Raw genomic sequence first — 19,505 nt, 5'->3', positions numbered from 1 at the left:
GATTTAAATGCAAAGCCGGGTGACCCGGCCTTATTGCCTGATGGCGACGCTGATGCGTCTTATCAGGCCTACAGCGTGCAGTTTTGTAGGCCGGATAAACGCAGCGCCATCCGGCATTCACACATTACTCTTCGCCGTTAAAACCGGCGCGATTAAGCAGGAACTGCGACAGCAGCGCCACCGGACGACCGGTTGCGCCTTTGGCCTTGCCGGAACGCCATGCGGTGCCAGCGATGTCCAGGTGCGCCCAGTTGTACTTACGGGTAAAGCGCGCCAGGAAGCAGCCCGCGGTGATGGCACCGCCAGGACGACCACCGATGTTGGCCATATCCGCAAAGTTGGACTCCAGCTGTTCCTGATACTCATCGCCCAGCGGCAGACGCCATGCGCGGTCACCTGCCTGTTCGGACGCGCCAATCAGCTCATGTGCCAGCGGATTGTGGTTCGACATCAGCCCGGTGATGTGGTGGCCCAGCGCAATCACGCAGGCGCCGGTCAGGGTCGCCACGTCAATCACCGCTTCCGGCTCAAAACGTTCAACGTAGGTTAACACGTCGCACAGCACCAGACGGCCTTCGGCATCGGTATTCAACACTTCAACGGTCTGACCGGACATGGTGGTCAGCACGTCGCCCGGACGATACGCGCGGCCACCAGGCATGTTTTCACAGCCTGCCAGTACGCCGATAACGTTAATCGGCAGCTGTAGCTCTGCCACCATCCGCATGACGCCGTACACCGCTGCCGCGCCGCACATGTCGTACTTCATCTCGTCCATCCCTTCGGACGGCTTGATGGAGATACCGCCGGAGTCGAAGGTCAGGCCTTTACCGACCAGCACGATAGGACGCACGTCTTCAGATGCCACGCCTTTGTACTCGATGACCGACATCAGCGATTCGTTCTGCGAACCGTTGCCGACTGCCAGATAGGAGTGCATCCCCAGCTCTTTCATCTGCTGTTCGCCGATAACGCGGGTGATGACATTCTTGCTGTAACTGTCAGCCAACTGACGCGCCTGAGAGGCAAGGTAGGCGGCGTTACAGATATTTGGCGGCATGTTGCCGAGATCTTTTGCGGCTTTAATACCGGCAGCGATCGCCAGACCGTGCTGGATTGCTCGCTCGCCGCTGGTCAGTTCACGGCGGGTTGGCACGTTGAAGACCATTTTACGCAGCGGACGACGCGGCTCGCTTTTATTGGTTTTGAGCTGGTCAAAGCTGTAGAGGGTCTCTTTTGCGGTCTCAACCGCCTGACGCACTTTCCAGTAGTTATTGCGGCCTTTGACGTGCAGCTCGGTGAGGAAGCAGACGGCTTCCATTGAGCCAGTGTCATTCAGAGTATTAATCGTTTTCTGAATAACTTGCTTATACTGACGCTCATCAAGCTCGCGCTCTTTGCCACAGCCAATCAGCAGAATGCGCTCTGACAGGACGTTGGGTACGTGGTGCAGCAATAAGGTCTGCCCCGGTTTGCCTTCGAGTTCGCCGCGGCGCAGCAGTGCGCTGATATAGCCGTCGCTGATTTTATCGAGCTGCTCGGCAATGGGAGAGAGACGACGTGGTTCAAATACGCCCACGACGATACAGGCACTCCGCTGCTTCTCCGGGCTACCACTTTTTACACTGAACTCCATGCACTACGCTCCTGAATCTTAAAGACAACGGCGGTGGCTACGGATAGAATTGCAAGCTTACGTAACTCATTTCCGCGGTTGCGGTGACTTCGTGTTAATCTTAACGTTATTACGGTGTTGGCACGTCAGAACATTTCCTGAAACGTGAAACCGCTGAGTCATTTAATCTTAGCGATGTTTTCGACGACTCAAGAGAATAAATGACGTTTAAGCCATGAAACAAGCTATTTTCCTGCAATAAGACGGGTTTTTACGGGCGTATTTATAGTGATAATCATACGATATCTGGTGCGAGAGACGCTAAAAAGCCAGCTTGCCATCTTGTTCATCCTGCTTCTGATCTTCTTTTGTCAGAAACTGGTGAGGATCCTTGGCGCAGCGGTAGACGGCGATATCCCGACAAACCTGGTGCTCTCTTTGCTGGGGCTCGGCGTGCCTGAAATGGCGCAGCTTATTCTGCCACTGAGTCTGTTCCTGGGTCTATTGATGACGCTGGGCAAACTGTATACCGAAAGTGAAATTACGGTCATGCATGCGTGTGGCCTGAGTAAAGCCGTACTGATTAAAGCGGCGATGGTGCTGGCGCTATTTACCGGCATCGTCGCGGCAGTGAACGTCATGTGGGCCGGGCCGTGGTCGTCCCAGCATCAGGATCAAGTGCTGGCGGACGCCAAAGCTAACCCCGGCATGGCCGCGCTGGCGCAAGGGCAGTTCCAGCAGTCAACCGATGGTAACTCGGTGCTGTTTATTGAAGGCGTGAATGGCGCGAGCTTCCACGATGTGTTCCTCGCGCAGCTCCGCCCGAAAGGCACCGCGCGTCCTTCCGTGGTGGTGGCGGATACCGGCCAGCTCTCCCAGCATAAAGATGGCTCTCAGGTGGTGACCTTAAATCAGGGAACCCGCTTTGAAGGCACCGCGATGCTGCGCGATTTCCGCATTACGGATTTCAAAAACTATCAGGCGATTATTGGTCACCAGGCGGTCGCTACCGACCCGACTGATACCGAACAGATGAGCATGACCACGCTTTGGAATACCGATACCGATCGTGCTCGCGCAGAGCTGCACTGGCGTTTCACACTGATAGCAACGGTCTTTATCATGGCGCTGATGGTCGTGCCGCTGAGCGTGGTGAACCCGCGTCAGGGGCGCGTGCTGTCGATGCTGCCAGCAATGCTGCTGTATCTGGTGTTCTTCTTGCTGCAGACCTCGCTGAAGTCGAATGCGGGCAAGGGCAAAATCGATGCGGGCTTGTGGATGTGGACGGTCAACCTGATTTACTTCGCACTGGCCGTGGCGCTGAACCTGTGGGATACCGTGCCAATGCGCCGTTTCCGCGCCCGTTTTACGCATAAAGGAGCGGTATAATGCAGCCGTTTGGTGTACTTGACCGCTATATCGGCAAGACGATATTTACCACCATCATGATGACTTTGTTCATGCTGGTGTCGTTGTCCGGCATCATCAAGTTTGTCGACCAGTTGAAAAAGGCCGGGCAGGGCAGCTATGACGCGATGGGCGCTGGGCTATATACGATTCTGAGCGCGCCAAAAGATGTGCAGATCTTCTTCCCGATGGCGGCACTGTTAGGTGCGCTGCTGGGGCTGGGGATGCTGGCTCAGCGCAGTGAACTGGTGGTGATGCAGGCTTCCGGCTTCACGCGTATGCAGGTGGCGCTGGCGGTGATGAAAACCGCGATCCCACTGGTATTGCTGACTATGGCAATGGGCGAGTGGGTTGCGCCGCAGGGCGAACAGATGGCGCGTAACTACCGCGCCCAGCAGATGTACGGCGGCTCTTTGCTGTCGACGCAGCAGGGGATGTGGGCCAAAGACGGTCACAACTTTGTCTACATTGAGCGGGTGAAGGGCAACGACGAGCTGGGCGGCGTGAGTATTTACGCATTCAACGACCAACGTCGCTTACAGTCCGTCCGCTATGCGGCGAGCGCGAAGTTTGATGATGCACAGAAAGTATGGCGACTGTCGCAGGTCGATGAATCTAACTTAAGCGATCCAAAACAGATTACCGGTACGCAGACGGTGAGCGGCACCTGGAAAACCACCCTGACGCCGGACAAACTGGGCGTAGTAGCGCTGGACCCGGATGCACTGTCCATCAGCGGCTTGCATAACTACGTGAAGTATCTGAAGGCCAGTGGCCAGGATCCTGGACGTTACCAGCTGAATATGTGGAGCAAAATCTTCCAGCCGCTTTCCGTGGCGGTGATGATGCTGATGGCGCTGTCGTTCATCTTCGGCCCGCTGCGTAGCGTGGCGATGGGTGTGCGCGTGGTAACGGGGATTAGCTTTGGTTTTGTGTTCTACGTGCTTGACCAGATCTTCGGGCCGCTGACGCTGGTTTACGGCATTCCGCCGATTATCGGAGCATTGCTGCCAAGCGCTAGCTTCTTCCTGATAAGCCTGTGGCTAATGACGCGAAAAGCCTGATATCTCTGTAATGTAGCCCGGCCGAGCAACGCGACGCCGGGTTTTTTTATGCCTGTAGTTTGAGGACGATTGTTCGCGATGAGCGGTTCCCGGGGGCACATGCGTTCGCCCGGACTACCGGTGGGCGTAGGCCGGATAAGGCGAAGCCGCCATCCGGCAATGTGCGCGATTATGCCTGATGGCGCTACGCTTATCAGGCCTACGAGTTGCAGGTGTTCACAGTATCTACGATATGAATTTGTAGGCCGGATAAGGCGTTTACGCCGCCATCCGGCAATGGTTGATGCCCGAGCCCTTAACGACGTCTTCCCCCAAGCAGGCTACCCAGCATGCCGCGCACAATCTGGTTCGTCACCTGACGCACCGCGCTTTTCGCTGCCGTTTGTACCAGCCCATCGTGCTTGCCGCCGCGCGGCCCGGTGGTGCCAAAAATAATGTCTTTGAGCCCACCCAGCAGGCCGCCATCATCAGCACTTTGCTGTCCCTTCGCTGGCGGTGCATCTGCCTGACCCGCGCTATTCTCGACGCCTTTTTGCAGCATCTCAAACGCCGATTCCCGGTCAACTTCATCTTCATACTTGCCGTACAGCGGCGAGTTATTGATAAGCCCGTTGCGCTCATCGTCCGTCACCGGCCCCATTCGTGAGTCAGGCGCAATCACCATCGCGCGCTGAACAATCGACGGGCTGCCTTTCTCATCAAGGAAGGAGATTAACGCCTCGCCCGTCCCTAACTCCTGAATGGCCTGCTCGGTATTAAACGCCGGGTTTGCCCGCATGGTCTGCGCCGCCGTTTTCACCGCTTTCTGATCTTTCGGCGTAAAGGCGCGCAGCGCATGCTGCACGCGGTTACCCAACTGGCCGAGTACCGCATCGGGAATATCTGACGGATTCTGCGACACAAAATAGACCCCGACGCCTTTCGAACGTATCAGGCGGATCACCTGTTCGATTTTATCCAGCAGCACCTGCGGCGCATCGCTAAACAGCAGGTGCGCCTCATCAAAGAAGAACACCAGTTTCGGTTTATCCAGATCGCCCGCCTCCGGCAGCTGTTCGTACAGCTCAGAGAGCATCCACAGCAGGCTTGCGGCATACAGTTTCGGCATCTGGTAGAGCTTTTCGGCGCTGAGGATATTGATGACGCCTTTGCCGTTGCTGTCGGTACGCATCCAGTCTTTGATGTCCAGCATCGGTTCGCCAAAGAAGTGCTCGGCGCCTTGCTGTTCCAGCGTCAGCAGCCCGCGCTGGATGGCCCCCACCGAGGCGGTACTGATATTGCCGTACTGATTCTGGAAGGATTTTGCGTTATCGCCGATATATTGGGTGATGGCGCGCAGGTCCTTAAAGTCCAGCAGCAGCAACCCCTGATCGTCAGCGATACGGAAGATAATATTGAGCACCCCGGACTGCACCTCGTTGAGGTTAAGCAGACGTGCCAGCAGCAGCGGCCCGAGGTCGGAGACAGTGGCGCGCACCGGATGGCCCTTCTCGCCGAAGATATCCCACACCACCACCGGGTTCGCATGCGGCTCCCAGTCGGTAACGCCGATATTTTTCAGCCGCGCCAGCAGCTTCTCGGAAGCCACGCCTTCCTTAGCAATACCGGTCAGATCACCTTTGACATCCGCCATAAACACCGGCACACCAATCTCCGAGAACGACTCAGCCAGCTTTTGCAGGGTCACGGTCTTGCCCGTCCCCGTGGCGCCGGTAATCAGCCCGTGGCGGTTTGCCATATTGGAAAGTAAAACCAGCTGTGTGTCCTGGGTGCGTGCTATTAGCAAAGGTGTGCTCATGGGTAATCCTCCATTTATTCTGCGTCGAGTATAGGCAAAACGGCGGCATTGCGATGCAGGAAATTGCCCAGATTGCGCGGAATTTTCCAGTATTAGCGAGGTGTTGCAGTGGGATGACTTATTTCTGGAAGAGGGTATCCCACTGGAGAGTCAGGCGGGCCGATAAAGAACCGGCGGCAGAGCGCCGCCGGATAAACATCAGGCGTCGGCTTTCAGCACCACGCGGTAGCGGGCTTTGCCGTCACGCACGTGCTGGATGGCGTCGTTGATTTTTGACATCGGGAACAGTTCGGTAATCGGTGCCACCTTGCTGCGCCCGGCAAATTTCATCAGCTTGCGCAGTTCAGACGGATTACCCGTCGCCGAACCGGAGATGCTGCGGTCGCCGCCAATCAGCGTAAACGCCGGTACCGGCAGCGGGGTGAGCACCGCGCCGACCGTATGGAAGTTGCCGCCCGAAGCCAGCGCTTCGAAGTACGGTTGCCAGTCCAGGTCGACGTTGACGGTGTTGATGATAAGGTCAAACTGACCCGCCAGCGCTTTCAGTGCTTCCTGCGAACGGCTGTTCACCACGTGGTCAGCACCCATCGCGCGCACTTCCTGCTCTTTCGACGGATTGGAGCTAAAGGCCGTCACCTCCGCCCCCATCGCCCGCAGCAGCTTGATGGCGATATGCCCCAGCCCACCAATCCCAATCACCCCCACGCGGCTGGTGGCGGTTACATGATGCATCAGCAGCGGTTTAAACACGGTGATGCCGCCGCACAGCATTGGGCCTGCGGTTTCGATATCGATGCTGTCCGGCAGCGGAATAACCCATTGCCAGTCGGCGCGCAGCTTATCAGCAAAGCCGCCGTGGTTCAGGATGGTCGGCACCGACCCACCGGAACAGTTCACCTGGTTGCCGGCGATACAGGCATCGCAGTGGCCGCAGCTTCGCGCCGTCCAGCCAATGCCCACGCGCTGACCAATCTTCAGGCCCTTGCTCTGCGCAGCGCTGCCCAGCGCCACCACGTGACCAATCACCTCATGGCCCGCAACCAGCGGATACTGCGACATGCCCCATTCGTTATCGATCATCGACAAGTCTGAGTGGCAGATCCCGCAGTAATCTACCTTCACCTCAACGTCTTCCGGCAGCAGTTCACCGGCATCGTATTCCCAGACTTCCAGTTCCGCTCCGGCATTTTTGGCGGCGTAGCTTTTTATAATGGACATCGCGATTCTCTTTGGTGTGGTGTTGAACTGAGAGTGTAGAGCATGTGGGGAGGGGGCGCTTGGCGGTTTATGGGCTTTTCACCAGCAACGCATTGAGCCACATTTCCGTGCGCTCCGGCCGTTTGTCCTCGGTAATCCAGTGGCGGATAAGCGTGATATCGGCCAGCGGCGTTAACAACGCTTCCAGCGTCTGTTCATTGAGATCGGTGAAGTGACGACCCTCTTTAACGCGCTCGCCATCGCCGTATTTAAACGACACATACCACACGCCGCCGGGCTTCAGCGCTTGCGCTAGCTTCTCCATCGCCTCCGGCAATGCCTGCATCCTAACGTGCAGCAGCGAGGCGCAGCACCAGATACCATCGTAGCGTGCGGTGACGTCCATATCGCTGAAGGTCATTTGCCTCACCGGAAGACCGGTGTGCTGTGTTGCGAGCGCGGCCATTTCCGCGGTTGCGTCGAATGCCTCAACCGCATAACCCCGTTGCTGGAACGCTTTGCTATCGCGCCCGGAACCGCAACCAGCATCAAGTATTCGACCACCCGCCGGTATGCGTTCCAGGAAAGGGGCATAAAGTGAAGCCATATCGACATTGACCGTCGCGCTGAAAAAGTCCTGCGCGTGGCGCTGATAGTATTCGAGCGTCATCAGAGTGTATCCGTCCCTTGTGCGGTGGGTTCCCATTGGTGGAAGAGGATCTTTAGCGCGTCATTCCAGCTGGTTGCCAGGAATTTATCTCGCTGCGCCGTGGCGGTGCCGGTCTGGCGGATAAGCGTTTCACGCAGCGGCAAATGGCTGTTGATGAAATATTCATTTCTATCGCGCAGGCGTTCAAGCAGTTTACGCGACGGCAGGCGAGCGAACTTACCTTTCTCCCCGCGATTGCACTCCTGACACGCCAGCACCAGATTCCAGACGCCATCAACATTGCGCACCTGCCCGCGCGCTTTCCACGGGATAAAGTGGTCGACATCGGCGAACTGCGCATCGCCCGGTTGTAGGCTGATGGGTGCAAAGCAGTAGAAGCAGCGCCCTTTCTGGTAGCCATTCAGGCTATCGCGACAGCTGGAGATGGCAACCCGGCGATCGCTGTTACGACTAAACAGCATCTGATCGCTATCGTCATATTCCACGTTAATAAGCTGGCTGGAGATATTCATCGCCCACGCCTGTTCCACCAGATTCCAGCGCGCATCCGTTTCAAAGCTGAGGTTGCGATACTGCTGACGCTCACCCAGACGGTAGAAGTTCTCCGTCATCCGAATGCCTTTATGGGTTTTTCGCTCATCGATGAAAAAACGCTTGTCGATCTCGCCCTGATTCACGTTGTGAAAGGCATCAATCACGTTATTAAACCCCTGACGCACGGTTATGCCGGTGAGGTCATCGCGGCTGATTTCGCCCGCATTGAACTGCGCGCAGGCGGCAATAAACTGGCTGCTGCGCGAAGTTATCTGCTTTGGCGCGTGCTTTAGATGTCGACACAGATGCTCGCTGAACGGCACCGCCAGATCGTCGAGCAGGATCAGATCGCTACCGTTCGGCTTGATGTCGTACAACGCGTGCGCTAGGGCGAATTTATAGGACGCGACATTTTTGCCAAAGAGAATAATCCCGCGCCAGTAGTTCTCCAGCGTCGGTTCAACCTGATAGAAACGCATAACGGTGTCCTGAGATCGGGGGATGGCTATTACTGGATTGAGTAACGCGATCTCATAACAAATGCGGGCAAATGTAAACCGACTGGGTCACGTTGCATTTTTTTGCGAGGACGATTCCAGGAAACGGGCTATCTGTGGAGCAGCGGTGGCGTTTGGCAGAAGAGTCGATGTTTTTTTAGGCACTTAGTCATGTGGCGGTGTACTGATGCTTGCATGGTGGCGTGCGGTAGGTATAATCCACAACGTTTTCCGCGTACCTCTTCAGTGCCGAAGTGGCGAAATCGGTAGACGCAGTTGATTCAAAATCAACCGTAGAAATACGTGCCGGTTCGAGTCCGGCCTTCGGCACCATCGGAACATCAATAGACGTCAACGGACGTCTTTTTTTGTGCCTGAAATCCAGTATTTGCAAGGCTTTCCTCGCTTTTTCACTCTACCTAAGTCAACCTGATTCAATCTACATCAACTTACTGATGCGGGTACAACTGCGGGTATATCCCGGTTCGATAATGTTTGTACCCACACAGAACCCTTGAAGGGATACTCATCATGGTTCTGAGTGATGTGAAGGTTCGTTCAGCTAAGCCTGAAGTAAAAGCCTATAAACTGACTGACGGTGAAGGTATGGTTTTGTTGGTTCACCCTAACGGTTCCAAATATTGGCGTCTTCGTTATCGATTCGGCGGCAAAGAGAAAATGCTGGCGCTGGGGAAACGCCCTGAGTGGAGGATACCCGGGCACGTCGTGATGACGCCCGTAAGCTATTAGCTAACGGCGCCGATCCCAGTGAGAATAAGAAAGCCGTCAAAATAGAGCAGGAACAAGAGGCGATAACGTTTGAAGTGGTTGCCAGATACTGGCATGCCAGCAATCAGAGGTAGTCTGCATCGCATAGCGCTCGTGTATTGAAAAGCCTCGAAGATAATCTCTTTGCTGCCATCGGTAAGCGGAACATTGCTGTATTGAAGACACAGGATTTGCTTGTACCCATCAAAGCCGTCGAATCATCTGGATGACTTTAAGTCGCAGCCTGTTTACAACCGCGATTATGCGGAGAGTGGCTTAATCGGTTACAACCCTGCGTAAGAGATAGCCGGTGCGATTGCTACGGCGAAAGACAGCATCATCCTGCACTGAAACTTAACCGCATCGATCACTATTATGGCTGGCCGTTAATCCAACTGGGGGCCACAATCAGTATGTCTGTAGAACTCTAAAGATAACGGTTCGTTTTTCTAGAATATTTGCAATTGCCATTGGAAGTTTACGTTAACTGATTTTTTACACTTCTAGCAATGGAGTTGTGTATATCGAGGTTAAATTAAAAAGTTAGAGCCAGAGTGTGAATGACCGTTTGGATAGTCATTTTTTAATAGAAAATACTAGCATTCAAAGGCTATTCTATTACATACTTATGATACAATAATATATTGTTAATGGTATAATTAAATGAGTTATTATAATGCTCGGGCGATAAAAAAATTAGCCGAAGATGCGGAGAAATTTGTTGTTTTTTTTCAGGGATGGATCGATAAAGCAGACATTAAGCCAGCTTTGAATGTTCTAAAAATCTCAGCACTTTACTATAACCGTTTTACTGAACAGTCTGAAGATGATTATACACGTTATTTTGGTCAATGTATCTATCTGCTTCTAGTCCGTTTTCCCTCTAATTATGATGAGATTTTAAAAATGGAGAAGGACTGCCGCACTATACATGTGGCATATAATGATTTCTTTAGACGTATAAGGATTATGAAGGCGCGTTTTTATAGGGCAGAAGAACATAATCTTAATGCATTTTTAATCTTTTCTGAAATAAGTCTGAGTGTTATGCGCTCACTCCTTGATAACATACCAAGTAGCCGACTTGAGTCAATTTTCCCCATCGTATTTAGAATGCATGGACTTCCACTCTCGGAAGATATCACTCCACATAATGTAAAATCAGTCAGTATGATATTTGATCAAGTGTGTAGTTATACTGGTAACTTATTTAAAGAGTTACGGCACTCTGATCTTCTTGACCTCGAGTATCATTGTCCCGATAAAACAGTAAGAAATGCAGGTTGCTGGATAAAAGAGTGGGATGATTATGATTCACTTAATCGTATCAGCGATCTTTTTCGGTTTTGTCATGGAAAATTTAACTATTTAGATTTAAATAATATTTCATTAGAAGTGGATGAAGGTTGTACTTATAAAGATTATGAGATTGCACGCTCAAGATTTACCATGAGAGGCACTGGTGTCTATTATGAAATTCAGAAGATTTTGGAAAAAAATCCTAATTTCATTGAACAGCTGAAACCGAGAGTTCCTAATTGGGTTAATGAAAATGATTTTTTCTCCATAGCCTATTTTAGTGAAATGGAAAATATGTCACCAGAAGATTTATATATTGAGTATGGTGGGGTGAATATTTATGCATGGATACATGCATATGGAATGTTAGTGGCGATAGCGAAACAGGAGATGGACCAACGCTTCAACAGAACAACGCCCGGAACCTTGCAACTTAAAGATTGGGTTATTTATCATACTCGCGATGAGTGGATACTATTTTTCGTCGAGGGAGGTCTTTCTTACGTTACTGCGGCATTGATCACCGATTACTTTACATTTGATGACAAAGCATTAGATATAAATGATTGCCCGTTACTACCATGTAAAGATGGTCTTTGTATGTTACCTTCCATAGTTTCAATGAGTTGTGTAACCCGTTCTCTACTATCACTTTTTAGTGCAAAAAACATTTCAATTGGTGATAAGGGGAAAACTCACGAACGAGAATTTATCCAGAGGGTCAGGGGTTCTAAAATTTGTGCTGCTCAACTATCAGTTCGAAAAGATTATGACTGTGACTGCGCAATGGTGATTCAAGATCATTTATTCTTTGTGGAGCTGAAATCTAATGGACATCCGGTACATTTTAATCGCTATTACCAGACTCTTGTGAATATTAATGGTGATACTGTTGGGCTAAAAACCAAATCCTCTTGGATTAAACAAGTGACGCGTTACGCCAATTATTATTCGGCTCAATTAGAATTGGTCCGTGATGCTCTGGGTTTACCTGCTGGGTGGAAGCCGAAGGGTCTTCATAAAATGATTGTCACAACTTCGGTGTTTGGGGGGATATATCATCGAGAGGGATGCTTTGTTGTGGATAAAACAGCATTTTATAGTTTTATTGATCGTATGGTGAGTGTAACTACTGAATTGAAAAATGGAATACGTATACAGATAAGTCCCGAAAGTGACCATTTTTACCATGGTGAGATTACTATTGATAAAATGCTTGGCTTTTTGAATGAATTACCATCTATTACTGCAAGGCGTCAAAGAGTAAAGCAGTTATCATATAATGTTCAGTGCGGAAAAGTAAATTTCTCTTATCCATTTTTTGATATATGGCCTGCGTTTGAAACTGTAATAAAAAAAGATGGTACTGAATCTGTTGCTATGTTATAGACCTTTCATGTTTTTAATTTTGAAAAACATTCAGGGGCAATAAAATTTGGATAAAGATAAAGATAAAGATAAAGATAAAGATAAAGATAAAGATTTTATTGCAAGCAGTAATTGTTTATAAGGGTTATATTTTATTAAATGTCAATTATTAAATTGACGTAAATTCATGTCCTTTCTTGAGGGTTATATCTGTGAGCTGCTGATATAGCTCTTTGCATATTAGTGATGTCTATTTCATACGTATTTGAATTTATGGGGAAAAGTGCAGATAAAATTATTTTTCAACTTATTAACTATATTGGTATTAGTCTTTGTGTCTAAAATTCGAGTCCTGCCTTCACCAACAAAGACAGAATATATCTGGCAATAATCATGGCTCTGCACCATTAGCTTTTTTCGGCGGATCAATGAATGACTGTATTTCATTTAACCAGTTTTGATGATACTCACAGATGCTGCCATAGTACCATTGTCAGTCTCCGCCTGGCGTCGAATCCATATCACGCTGAAAACTTAGTAATCAAACTATTAGCACATCTAATGCGGTTGTAGAATAATCCCACATTAGCAAATATGTCAGCATGCCTCCTACAGCTCACTCAATCAAAGGAATTGAAATGCCGCTCTACAATATCTCTGACAAAACCCTCTCCAGACTCGATAAAACCACCTTCTCATCAGAGAAATTACAAGAACGCTACGACTTACAGGAAGCCATTAAGAAACATGTCGGGATTGTTGCTCCTGATTGCCTGGTAATTGCCGAAGAGTTCTCGGACTGGGAGGACAGTCGACGCCGCATCGATTTACTAGCCATTGATAAACAGGCCAATCTTGTCGTTATTGAGCTAAAGCGTGATGAAATCGGTGCGCATATGGAGCTTCAGGCGCTGAGATATGCGGCGATGATCTCTACAATGAGTTTTACCAAAGCCTGTGAGTATTATCAGTCGTATATGCAGAAGATCGGCGAAGAGGGCAATGCGAAAGAAAAGATCCTCGAATTTGTCGATCTCGAAGACACTGAACTCAGTGATTTTGGTAAGGATATTCGAATCGTCCTCGCTTCAGCTGATTTTAGTAAAGAACTGACCACCACCGCCATCTGGCTGCGTGATAAAGGTGTTGATATCCGTTGCGTGCGCCTCACGCCTTACAACTTTAAGGGCGAGGTGTTAATTAATGCAGAACAGATTATCCCCGTGCCAGAACTTGAAGAATATCAGGTGAAGTTTAGAGAAAAACGAGCCGAGCAGGATATCAGCAGCCTGAAGTCAGAAAAAGACTATTCGGAATATAAATACAATGGAGTGATTTTCAATAAAAGAAAACTGGCCCTCGAACTCTTTACCGACTGGATCGCAAAGCATGAGCCGCAGGACTTCAATGAATTGAAATTCAAACTGAATGACGTGCTGAAGAGTCGCACGATTGCTTTAGTGGATAATATTCCAGAATCGAGAAAAAATCGCTTCCACATGAATGAAGATGCGGTCATTGACCTGCCTTCAGGCGAGCAGATTGCAATTTCCAATCAGTGGGGTTTGGGCAATATTGGGCGCTTAATTGATTTTGTACGCCGCGATGGTTTTATCGTCGAAAAGCTATAAATCTTACATCGCCGCAGCCTGTAAAAACTGGTCTGCGGCGTAGCCCCATCAGGTTTAAAAACCTACTTCCCCCCAATCACCCCAATAAACTCCCTAACCTGCCTCTGCTTCCTACCAGACAGCTTCCCCACCGCCCGCATCATCCCTTGCACTTCGTCCGATTCCGGCTCTATCGCCGTCAGCACCATGCACCCCTTCATCACCCGCACTTCCACCTTCGTGCCGGTGCTAAACCCCGCCGCTTCGAGCCATGCGCCTTTCATCATCACCGCGGGAATACGCTGGTAATCTGGATGACGGCTCGCATAACTCACGGTTAGGTGGCGCTTATTCTCTGGAGACACTTCTGGATCAAACGAATCTGCAATACAATCGACGTTAGTCATGATGGCTATTCCTGGTAAATAGTTGTTGTGATCAGCGATGCTGGAGTGTTCCACCACTCCCGCATCGCGCTAAATAACACTGTAAATATACCCAGTCACAACACCTAAAACCAGCTCAACAAAAGTACGAATCAATACCAAACTGGAAACCGTAATAAATAACCCATTACCGCTCCCTCAGCGCCTCCTTCACCTTATTAAACGGCTTCACCATATAATCCATCACCGTCTTCTCACCGGTCTTAATATCCACGTTTGCAATCATCCCCGGCACAATATTAAAACGCTTCCCGGCTTTATTTTGCAGATAATCATTCTCGGTGCGGATAAACACCCGGTAATAATAAATCTCCGGCTTGGCCTCATCCTGGATTGTATCCGGCGAAATACTGTCGACCACGCCCTTTAACCCGCCGTAGATCGCATAGTCGTACGCGGTGATCTTCACCAGCGCTGCCTGATCCGGGTGAATAAACGCAATATCGCGCGGCGACAAACGCGTCTCGATCAGCAAATGATCGTCCATCGGCACAATCTCCATCAGTTCACCGTTCGGCGGAATGACCCCGCCCAGCGTGTTCACCTTGATGTTCTTCACAATCCCTTTCACCGGTGAACGCACCGTCATGCGAGTCACGCTGTCGGTTCTCCCCTTGATGATCTCAGATAACGACGCGGCTTCCGCCGTGGCTTTCGCTAGTTCCTCACGCGCCTGCACCAGATACTGCGAGCGCAGGTCGAGGATCTTTAATTGCAAGTCAGAGCGTTGGCGCTCCAGGCGCAGCACTTCCACATTACTCGCCGCCCCCGTGGTCGCCAGCCTGCGGGTGATAGCCAGCTCGCTGTCCACCGCTTTCAACGAATCATCAATCCGCGCTTTTGAGTCGGTGAACTGGCTGCGGCGCAGCTTATACAGCCGGGTCTCGGAGGCGACCAGCAGCGGCACGGCGTTCAGTTCAGCGGGGAAGGTGAGGGGCAGTTCGTTCACCTCGGCCGATAAACGGGCGCTGGCGGCGAGTGCGGCCTGGTAGCGTGCCACGCTCTCGCCGACGTTCGAGGCGGAACGGGTTGGGTCGAGGCGGGCGACCACTTCACCCGGTTCGACGCGCTGACCTTCGCGCACGTTCAGCGCCACCAGAATGCCGCCGTCCAGCGACTGTAAAACCTGCTCGCGGGAGCTGGGGATCACTTTGCCGGTGCCGGTGGAGACTTCGTCCAGCGTGCCGAACGACGCCCAGATCCACGCCACAATCAGCAGCAGCCCGCTGATGGTGATGATATGGCCGGAGCGTGAAAGGCTGTGGTTATCAAAATCATTTTCACCGTGGTCGCGCGTCCAGTTTAGTGGCCGGGCGTTGGCGGGCGTCGGGATCGGCGCCGGTTCTGAGGGAATTACCGCCAAATCAGGCTGGTCGTCTTTCATTATTCACCTCCGCAACATCCGCGCCTTTGCGCGCCATCGCTTGTTCTTTTGGCATATCCATCACCAGCGCGCCGTCTTTGAGCACCAGTACCCGGTTGACGATGGAGAGCACCGCGCTGCGGTGGGTGGCGATAATCAACGTGCGGCCCGCCAGCCAGTTGCCCAGGCGGTCGAGGAAGTCGCGCTCGGTGTGCTCATCGAGCGATGCGGTCGGTTCGTCGAGCAGCACGATGTTCGGGTCGCGCAGGATCAGGCGCGCCAGCAGCAGCGACTGCCGTTGCCCGCCGGAAAGCCCCAGCCCGCCTTCCATCACCACATGATCGAGGCCGTGCGGCAGCTTACGCACCAGGATGTCCGCGCCGCACATCTCCAGCGCGGCGATAATCTCCTCATCGCGCGCTTGCGGTGCGCCGAGCGTCAGGTTGTCGCGCAGCGAACCGTGGAACAGCCGGGCGTTCTGCGTCATTAGGCCGGTGTTGCGGCGCAGGTCGGCGACGTCAATGTGCGGCAGGCTCAGCGAGTCGAGCCGCAGCTCGCCTTGCTCCAGCGGTACGCCGCCAATCAGCGCTTGCAGGAAGGTCGATTTACCCGCGCCGTTGCGGCCCAGCACGGCAATGCGCTCTCCGGCGACAATCTCCAGTTTGCCGACGCGCAGCGGGACGGTTGGAGAGTCCGGGCGATAGCGAAACGCGGTATCGGTGAACTGGTAGTTGCCATGCAGCACGTCACGGTGCAGGCGCTGGGAGTCTTCGCCGTTCTCCACCGGCAGCTGCATAATGCTGTCGATGCCGGATTTGGCGGCCTTGGCCTGCTGCCAGCGCGCCAGCACGCCGACCAGCGCGGCCATCGGCGCAATCATGCGCGAGGAGAGCTGCGAGGCGGCGACAATGGCCCCGGTGGTGATGTCGCCGTTGATAACCATCGGTGCGCCCACCACAATCACCACCGCATACACCAGCCCCTGAATGGTGGTGCCCCAGGCCAGCAGACCCTGCGTCAGGCGACGGCTTTTCATGCCGGTCTGGGCGGTGATGCGAATGTAGCTGTTCCACTGTTGCAAGAAGCGGGTCTCCGCCTGCATCAGCTTAATGTCCTCCAGCCCCTGTACGCTCTCCACCAGCACGGCATTGCGCAGGGTCGATTCCTGCACGTGTTCTTGCGCCAGCGCGGCGAGTTTTCTTTGCAACAGCAGGCCGGGCGCCAGCATGATGATGGCGGCGACCGGCGCAATCCACGCCAGCTGCGGGGCGATAATCGCCATCACCAGCAGGAACAGGAAGAAGAACGGCAGGTCGGCAATCACCGAAACGGTGGTGGAGGTGACCATCTCGCGAATCGACTCCAGTTCGCGGAGCTGGGAGATAAAGCTACCGGTGGAGCGGGGGACGGCGCTGGTGCGCAGGCGCAGCGCGTGGCCGAATACCCGGTCGGAGATGCGCATATCGGCCTGCTTGCCGAGAATGTCGGTGACGTGGCTGCGCATCAGGCGCATGGCGAAACCAAAGGCCACGGCAATCAGCACGCCGATAAACAGCACGTACAACGTCGGGTAAGACTGGGCGGGGATCACCCGGTCGTAGACCTGCATCGAGAATAAAATCCCGGCCATCGACAGGACGTTAATCACCAGCGACGCCAGCATCACGTGCCAGTAAGGTTTGATTTTGACCATCACCAGTTGGCGCAGCCAGCCGGGATCAAAGTGGGCGAGATACTCTTCGGTGCGGCTGTCGCGCGCCATCGCTGCCGGACGGAAGGCGACCACGTGACGGATCTCTGCCAGCAGTTCAGTTAAAGGCTGAGTGGTGATGAGGTCGGCGTCGCGACTAAAGCTGACGCCGACGTTGGCCTCGCCGTCGAAGCTGTGAATGATCGCCACCTGACCGTCTTTGAGCTGCACCACCAGCGGCAAGCGCCAGCCGGTGGCATCGTCGAGCTTATCGTCGAGCATGCGGCTGGAAAGCCCAATGTGGCGCGCCATGTTTTTGAGCGCTGTCGCCAGCGGTTTACCCAACTGCCAGCGGGCCATCGCCTGTAATCCGCCGGGGGAGAAGGTGAGACGGTAGTGCGTCGCCACCTGGCTTATCGCCGCTACCCACGCATTGAGAGCTTTGGCATCGAGCAGTTCCTGCTCGGTAACACGTGCGGTGCCGCTCATGGTTGGATCTCCACGCCCTGAATGGACAGGTTATTAAGCGCAAACTGCTGGCGTGTGCGCCCGGTGTTGTACAGGCAGTCAAGCTGCAAGGTGCGCAGCTGGCTTTCAGTTTGCTGTTGGGTGAAGCGCGCCTGGTAGACTTCCTGCTCGGCGTTCAGCACGTCAAGGAACGGGCGCGAGCCGAGGTCGAGATATTGCTGCTGGTACAGCTCGCGGGTTTTTTGCGTCAGCGCCTGCTGGCGGGTTTGGATCTGTAAGGCTTGTTCGAGGCTGATGGACTCGTTCTGCGCGGCGCTTAACTGCTGGCGCACTTCAAGCTGCGCGCTGCGCACCGCGGTGGTAGCGGCATCGAGGCTGTACTGGGCGGCATCGCGGTTAGCGGTGAGGCCACCACCTTGATAAATCGGCATTTTTACCCGCACATAGGCGGCGTATTGCGTGCGGTCGAGCCGGTCGCTGTTGGAGTAGCGGTCGTTCAGGTAGTGGGTGATCTCCGGTTCCAGCGAAATGGTCGGTTTCATCTGCGCTTCGGCCCCGGCGAGCTGCGCGGCGGCCTGATTGACCCGCGCGCGTGCCGCCAGTACGGAAGGGACGAGCTGGTCGTTAATGTCCGCAGCGTGGCAGGATTTGCCCAGCGAGGTCGGGAATTCGTTACTCACCGTGCCGATACTGTTCCAGCCCAGATAGGTAATCAGCGTCGCCCGCCAGCGTTCGAGGCTGGCCTGATACTGGGTGAGCGTGGCCCGCGCACCTTCGATACGGGCGTCGGTTTGTACCACGTCGGAGAGGGAACTGGCGCCTTCACTGTTGCGCTGGTTGGCGAGTTTGCCGAGCTGGGTCAGGGAGTTAAGCTGTTCGCTGGCGATGGCGACCAGCTCCTGGTATCCCTGTACCTGCACCAGCGCGGCGGCGGTATCGTGGGCGATTTTATCAATGCTTAACAGCACGGTCGCCTGCTGCGCCGCCACCTCGGCGTTGGCTTCGCGCACCGAGCTGTCGACTTTGCCAAAGTCGTAAAGCATCTGCGAGACCGAGAGGACTAACGATGGGACGTAGTCGTTATTGTTGGAGTAGCTGTTGGTGACGCTGTTGTTCATGCCGCCGCTGATCTGCGGATAGTATTTGGCGCGGGCGACGTCGACCTTCGAGGCGCTGGTAAACAGCTTCCCGGCTTCGGTGCCAATGTCCGGGTACCATTGCACGGCGCGTAAAACGGCCTGGTTGACGGTGAGGACGGCGGGGGGCGCGGCGGCCATCGCCATACCCGGGTCACGGCCTTTTAGGTTCGGCAGTTCATCTTCGACGACGATTTTTTGCGGATTAATTTGTCGGGCGTTTTCCGCCTCCGGCGAGCCCCATACGGCCCAGGCGTCAGATAATAGAAATGGCTGGATACAGGCGACTAGCCAAAGCAGGCGTGTGTGCTTTTGATTTTGCTTTCCCATCTTCTTTCCCCAATAAAATCATTATGATGGTCTGTTGAGACCGTTATTTTTTTTATGACTATTGATGAATATCCGCGACTCGCCACCACATACCTTCCATGGGTAAACCAACGAGACCGGAGGGTGAAGCTCCTGAGGTGAAACCGTCCTGTAAAACAGCCGTAAACCCACGGCAAAGTGGGTTTACGGCTTTGTAGGCCGGATAAGGCAGCGCCGCCATCCGGCACCTGCGCGGGCCTGCCTGA

General features: G+C 53.3%; 13 protein-coding genes, 1 tRNA gene and 1 pseudogene. 6 read left to right on the top strand and 9 right to left on the bottom strand.

The window, feature by feature from the left end; translation table 11 throughout:
- Positions 1-124: 124 nt before the first annotated feature.
- On the bottom strand, positions 125-1,636 hold the full coding sequence (gene pepA / locus ACIPDS_RS15845) for a leucyl aminopeptidase (protein WP_166516670.1): 1,512 nt from the start codon (positions 1,634-1,636) through the stop codon (positions 125-127).
- 267 nt (positions 1,637-1,903) lie between these two features.
- Between pepA and lptF the strand changes: the two genes are divergently transcribed.
- Both lptF and lptG read left to right on the top strand, forming a co-directional pair.
- Positions 1,904-3,004 (top strand): LPS export ABC transporter permease LptF, encoded by a 1,101-nt coding sequence (gene lptF / locus ACIPDS_RS15840; protein WP_400737729.1) that lies wholly within the window; start codon positions 1,904-1,906, stop codon positions 3,002-3,004.
- Positions 3,004-4,086 (top strand): LPS export ABC transporter permease LptG, encoded by a 1,083-nt coding sequence (lptG, locus tag ACIPDS_RS15835; RefSeq protein WP_166516672.1) that lies wholly within the window; start codon positions 3,004-3,006, stop codon positions 4,084-4,086. The genes lptF and lptG overlap by 1 nt, the downstream gene beginning before the upstream one ends.
- Before the next feature lie 295 nt (positions 4,087-4,381).
- Here lptG and ACIPDS_RS15830 read toward each other — a convergent pair whose 3' ends face one another.
- The 4 genes from ACIPDS_RS15830 to ACIPDS_RS15815 form a co-directional block, all read right to left on the bottom strand.
- Positions 4,382-5,884 (bottom strand): helicase HerA-like C-terminal domain-containing protein, encoded by a 1,503-nt coding sequence (locus tag ACIPDS_RS15830; protein WP_400737725.1) that lies wholly within the window; start codon positions 5,882-5,884, stop codon positions 4,382-4,384.
- 198 nt (positions 5,885-6,082) lie between these two features.
- On the bottom strand, positions 6,083-7,102 hold the full coding sequence (locus ACIPDS_RS15825) for an NAD(P)-dependent alcohol dehydrogenase (protein ID WP_400737722.1): 1,020 nt from the start codon (positions 7,100-7,102) through the stop codon (positions 6,083-6,085).
- Between the two features lie 67 nt (positions 7,103-7,169).
- Positions 7,170-7,751, bottom strand: coding sequence for a class I SAM-dependent methyltransferase (locus ACIPDS_RS15820; protein WP_400737719.1), 582 nt, complete (start codon positions 7,749-7,751; stop codon positions 7,170-7,172).
- Positions 7,751-8,764 (bottom strand): HNH endonuclease, encoded by a 1,014-nt coding sequence (locus ACIPDS_RS15815; RefSeq protein WP_400737716.1) that lies wholly within the window; start codon positions 8,762-8,764, stop codon positions 7,751-7,753. Before ACIPDS_RS15815 ends, ACIPDS_RS15820 begins: the two co-directional genes overlap by 1 nt.
- Before the next feature lie 266 nt (positions 8,765-9,030).
- On the opposite strand from ACIPDS_RS15815, the gene ACIPDS_RS15810 reads away from it, so the two are divergent.
- The 4 genes and pseudogenes from ACIPDS_RS15810 to ACIPDS_RS15795 all read left to right on the top strand — a co-directional run bounded on the left by ACIPDS_RS15810 (position 9,031) and on the right by ACIPDS_RS15795 (position 13,848).
- Positions 9,031-9,115, top strand: a tRNA-Leu gene (locus ACIPDS_RS15810).
- A 198-nt stretch (positions 9,116-9,313) separates the two neighbouring features.
- Positions 9,314-9,972: pseudogene (locus ACIPDS_RS15805) on the top strand (tyrosine-type recombinase/integrase); the annotation flags it as partial.
- Positions 9,973-10,213: 241 nt separating this feature from the next.
- On the top strand, positions 10,214-12,238 hold the full coding sequence (locus ACIPDS_RS15800; protein WP_400737713.1) for a hypothetical protein: 2,025 nt from the start codon (positions 10,214-10,216) through the stop codon (positions 12,236-12,238).
- Between the two features lie 617 nt (positions 12,239-12,855).
- Entirely contained in the window at positions 12,856-13,848 is a 993-nt protein-coding gene (locus ACIPDS_RS15795; RefSeq protein WP_400737710.1) for a hypothetical protein, read from the top strand.
- A 62-nt stretch (positions 13,849-13,910) separates the two neighbouring features.
- Here ACIPDS_RS15795 and symE read toward each other — a convergent pair whose 3' ends face one another.
- From symE to ACIPDS_RS15775, 4 genes are all read right to left on the bottom strand, one after another.
- A complete protein-coding gene (symE, locus tag ACIPDS_RS15790; protein ID WP_400737707.1) occupies positions 13,911-14,234 on the bottom strand; it encodes an endoribonuclease SymE in 324 nt (107 codons plus the stop codon).
- A gap of 166 nt (positions 14,235-14,400) precedes the next feature.
- Entirely contained in the window at positions 14,401-15,657 is a 1,257-nt protein-coding gene (locus ACIPDS_RS15785) for an HlyD family type I secretion periplasmic adaptor subunit (RefSeq protein WP_400737704.1), read from the bottom strand.
- The gene (locus tag ACIPDS_RS15780; RefSeq protein ID WP_400737701.1) at positions 15,638-17,815 is read right to left on the bottom strand and encodes a type I secretion system permease/ATPase; all 2,178 of its coding nucleotides are present in this window, start codon (positions 17,813-17,815) and stop codon (positions 15,638-15,640) included. Before ACIPDS_RS15780 ends, ACIPDS_RS15785 begins: the two co-directional genes overlap by 20 nt.
- The gene (locus ACIPDS_RS15775) at positions 17,812-19,260 is read right to left on the bottom strand and encodes a TolC family outer membrane protein (RefSeq protein WP_400737698.1); all 1,449 of its coding nucleotides are present in this window, start codon (positions 19,258-19,260) and stop codon (positions 17,812-17,814) included. Before ACIPDS_RS15775 ends, ACIPDS_RS15780 begins: the two co-directional genes overlap by 4 nt.
- Between the last annotated feature and the right edge of the window lie 245 nt (positions 19,261-19,505).

Origin of the sequence: Kluyvera sp. NPDC087067, from assembly GCF_044745165.1 — a bacterium.
Lineage (GTDB): Bacteria > Pseudomonadota > Gammaproteobacteria > Enterobacterales > Enterobacteriaceae > Kluyvera.
The sequence above is the reverse complement of the archived record's forward strand: the minus strand, read 5'-3'. Positions and strand labels throughout refer to the sequence as shown.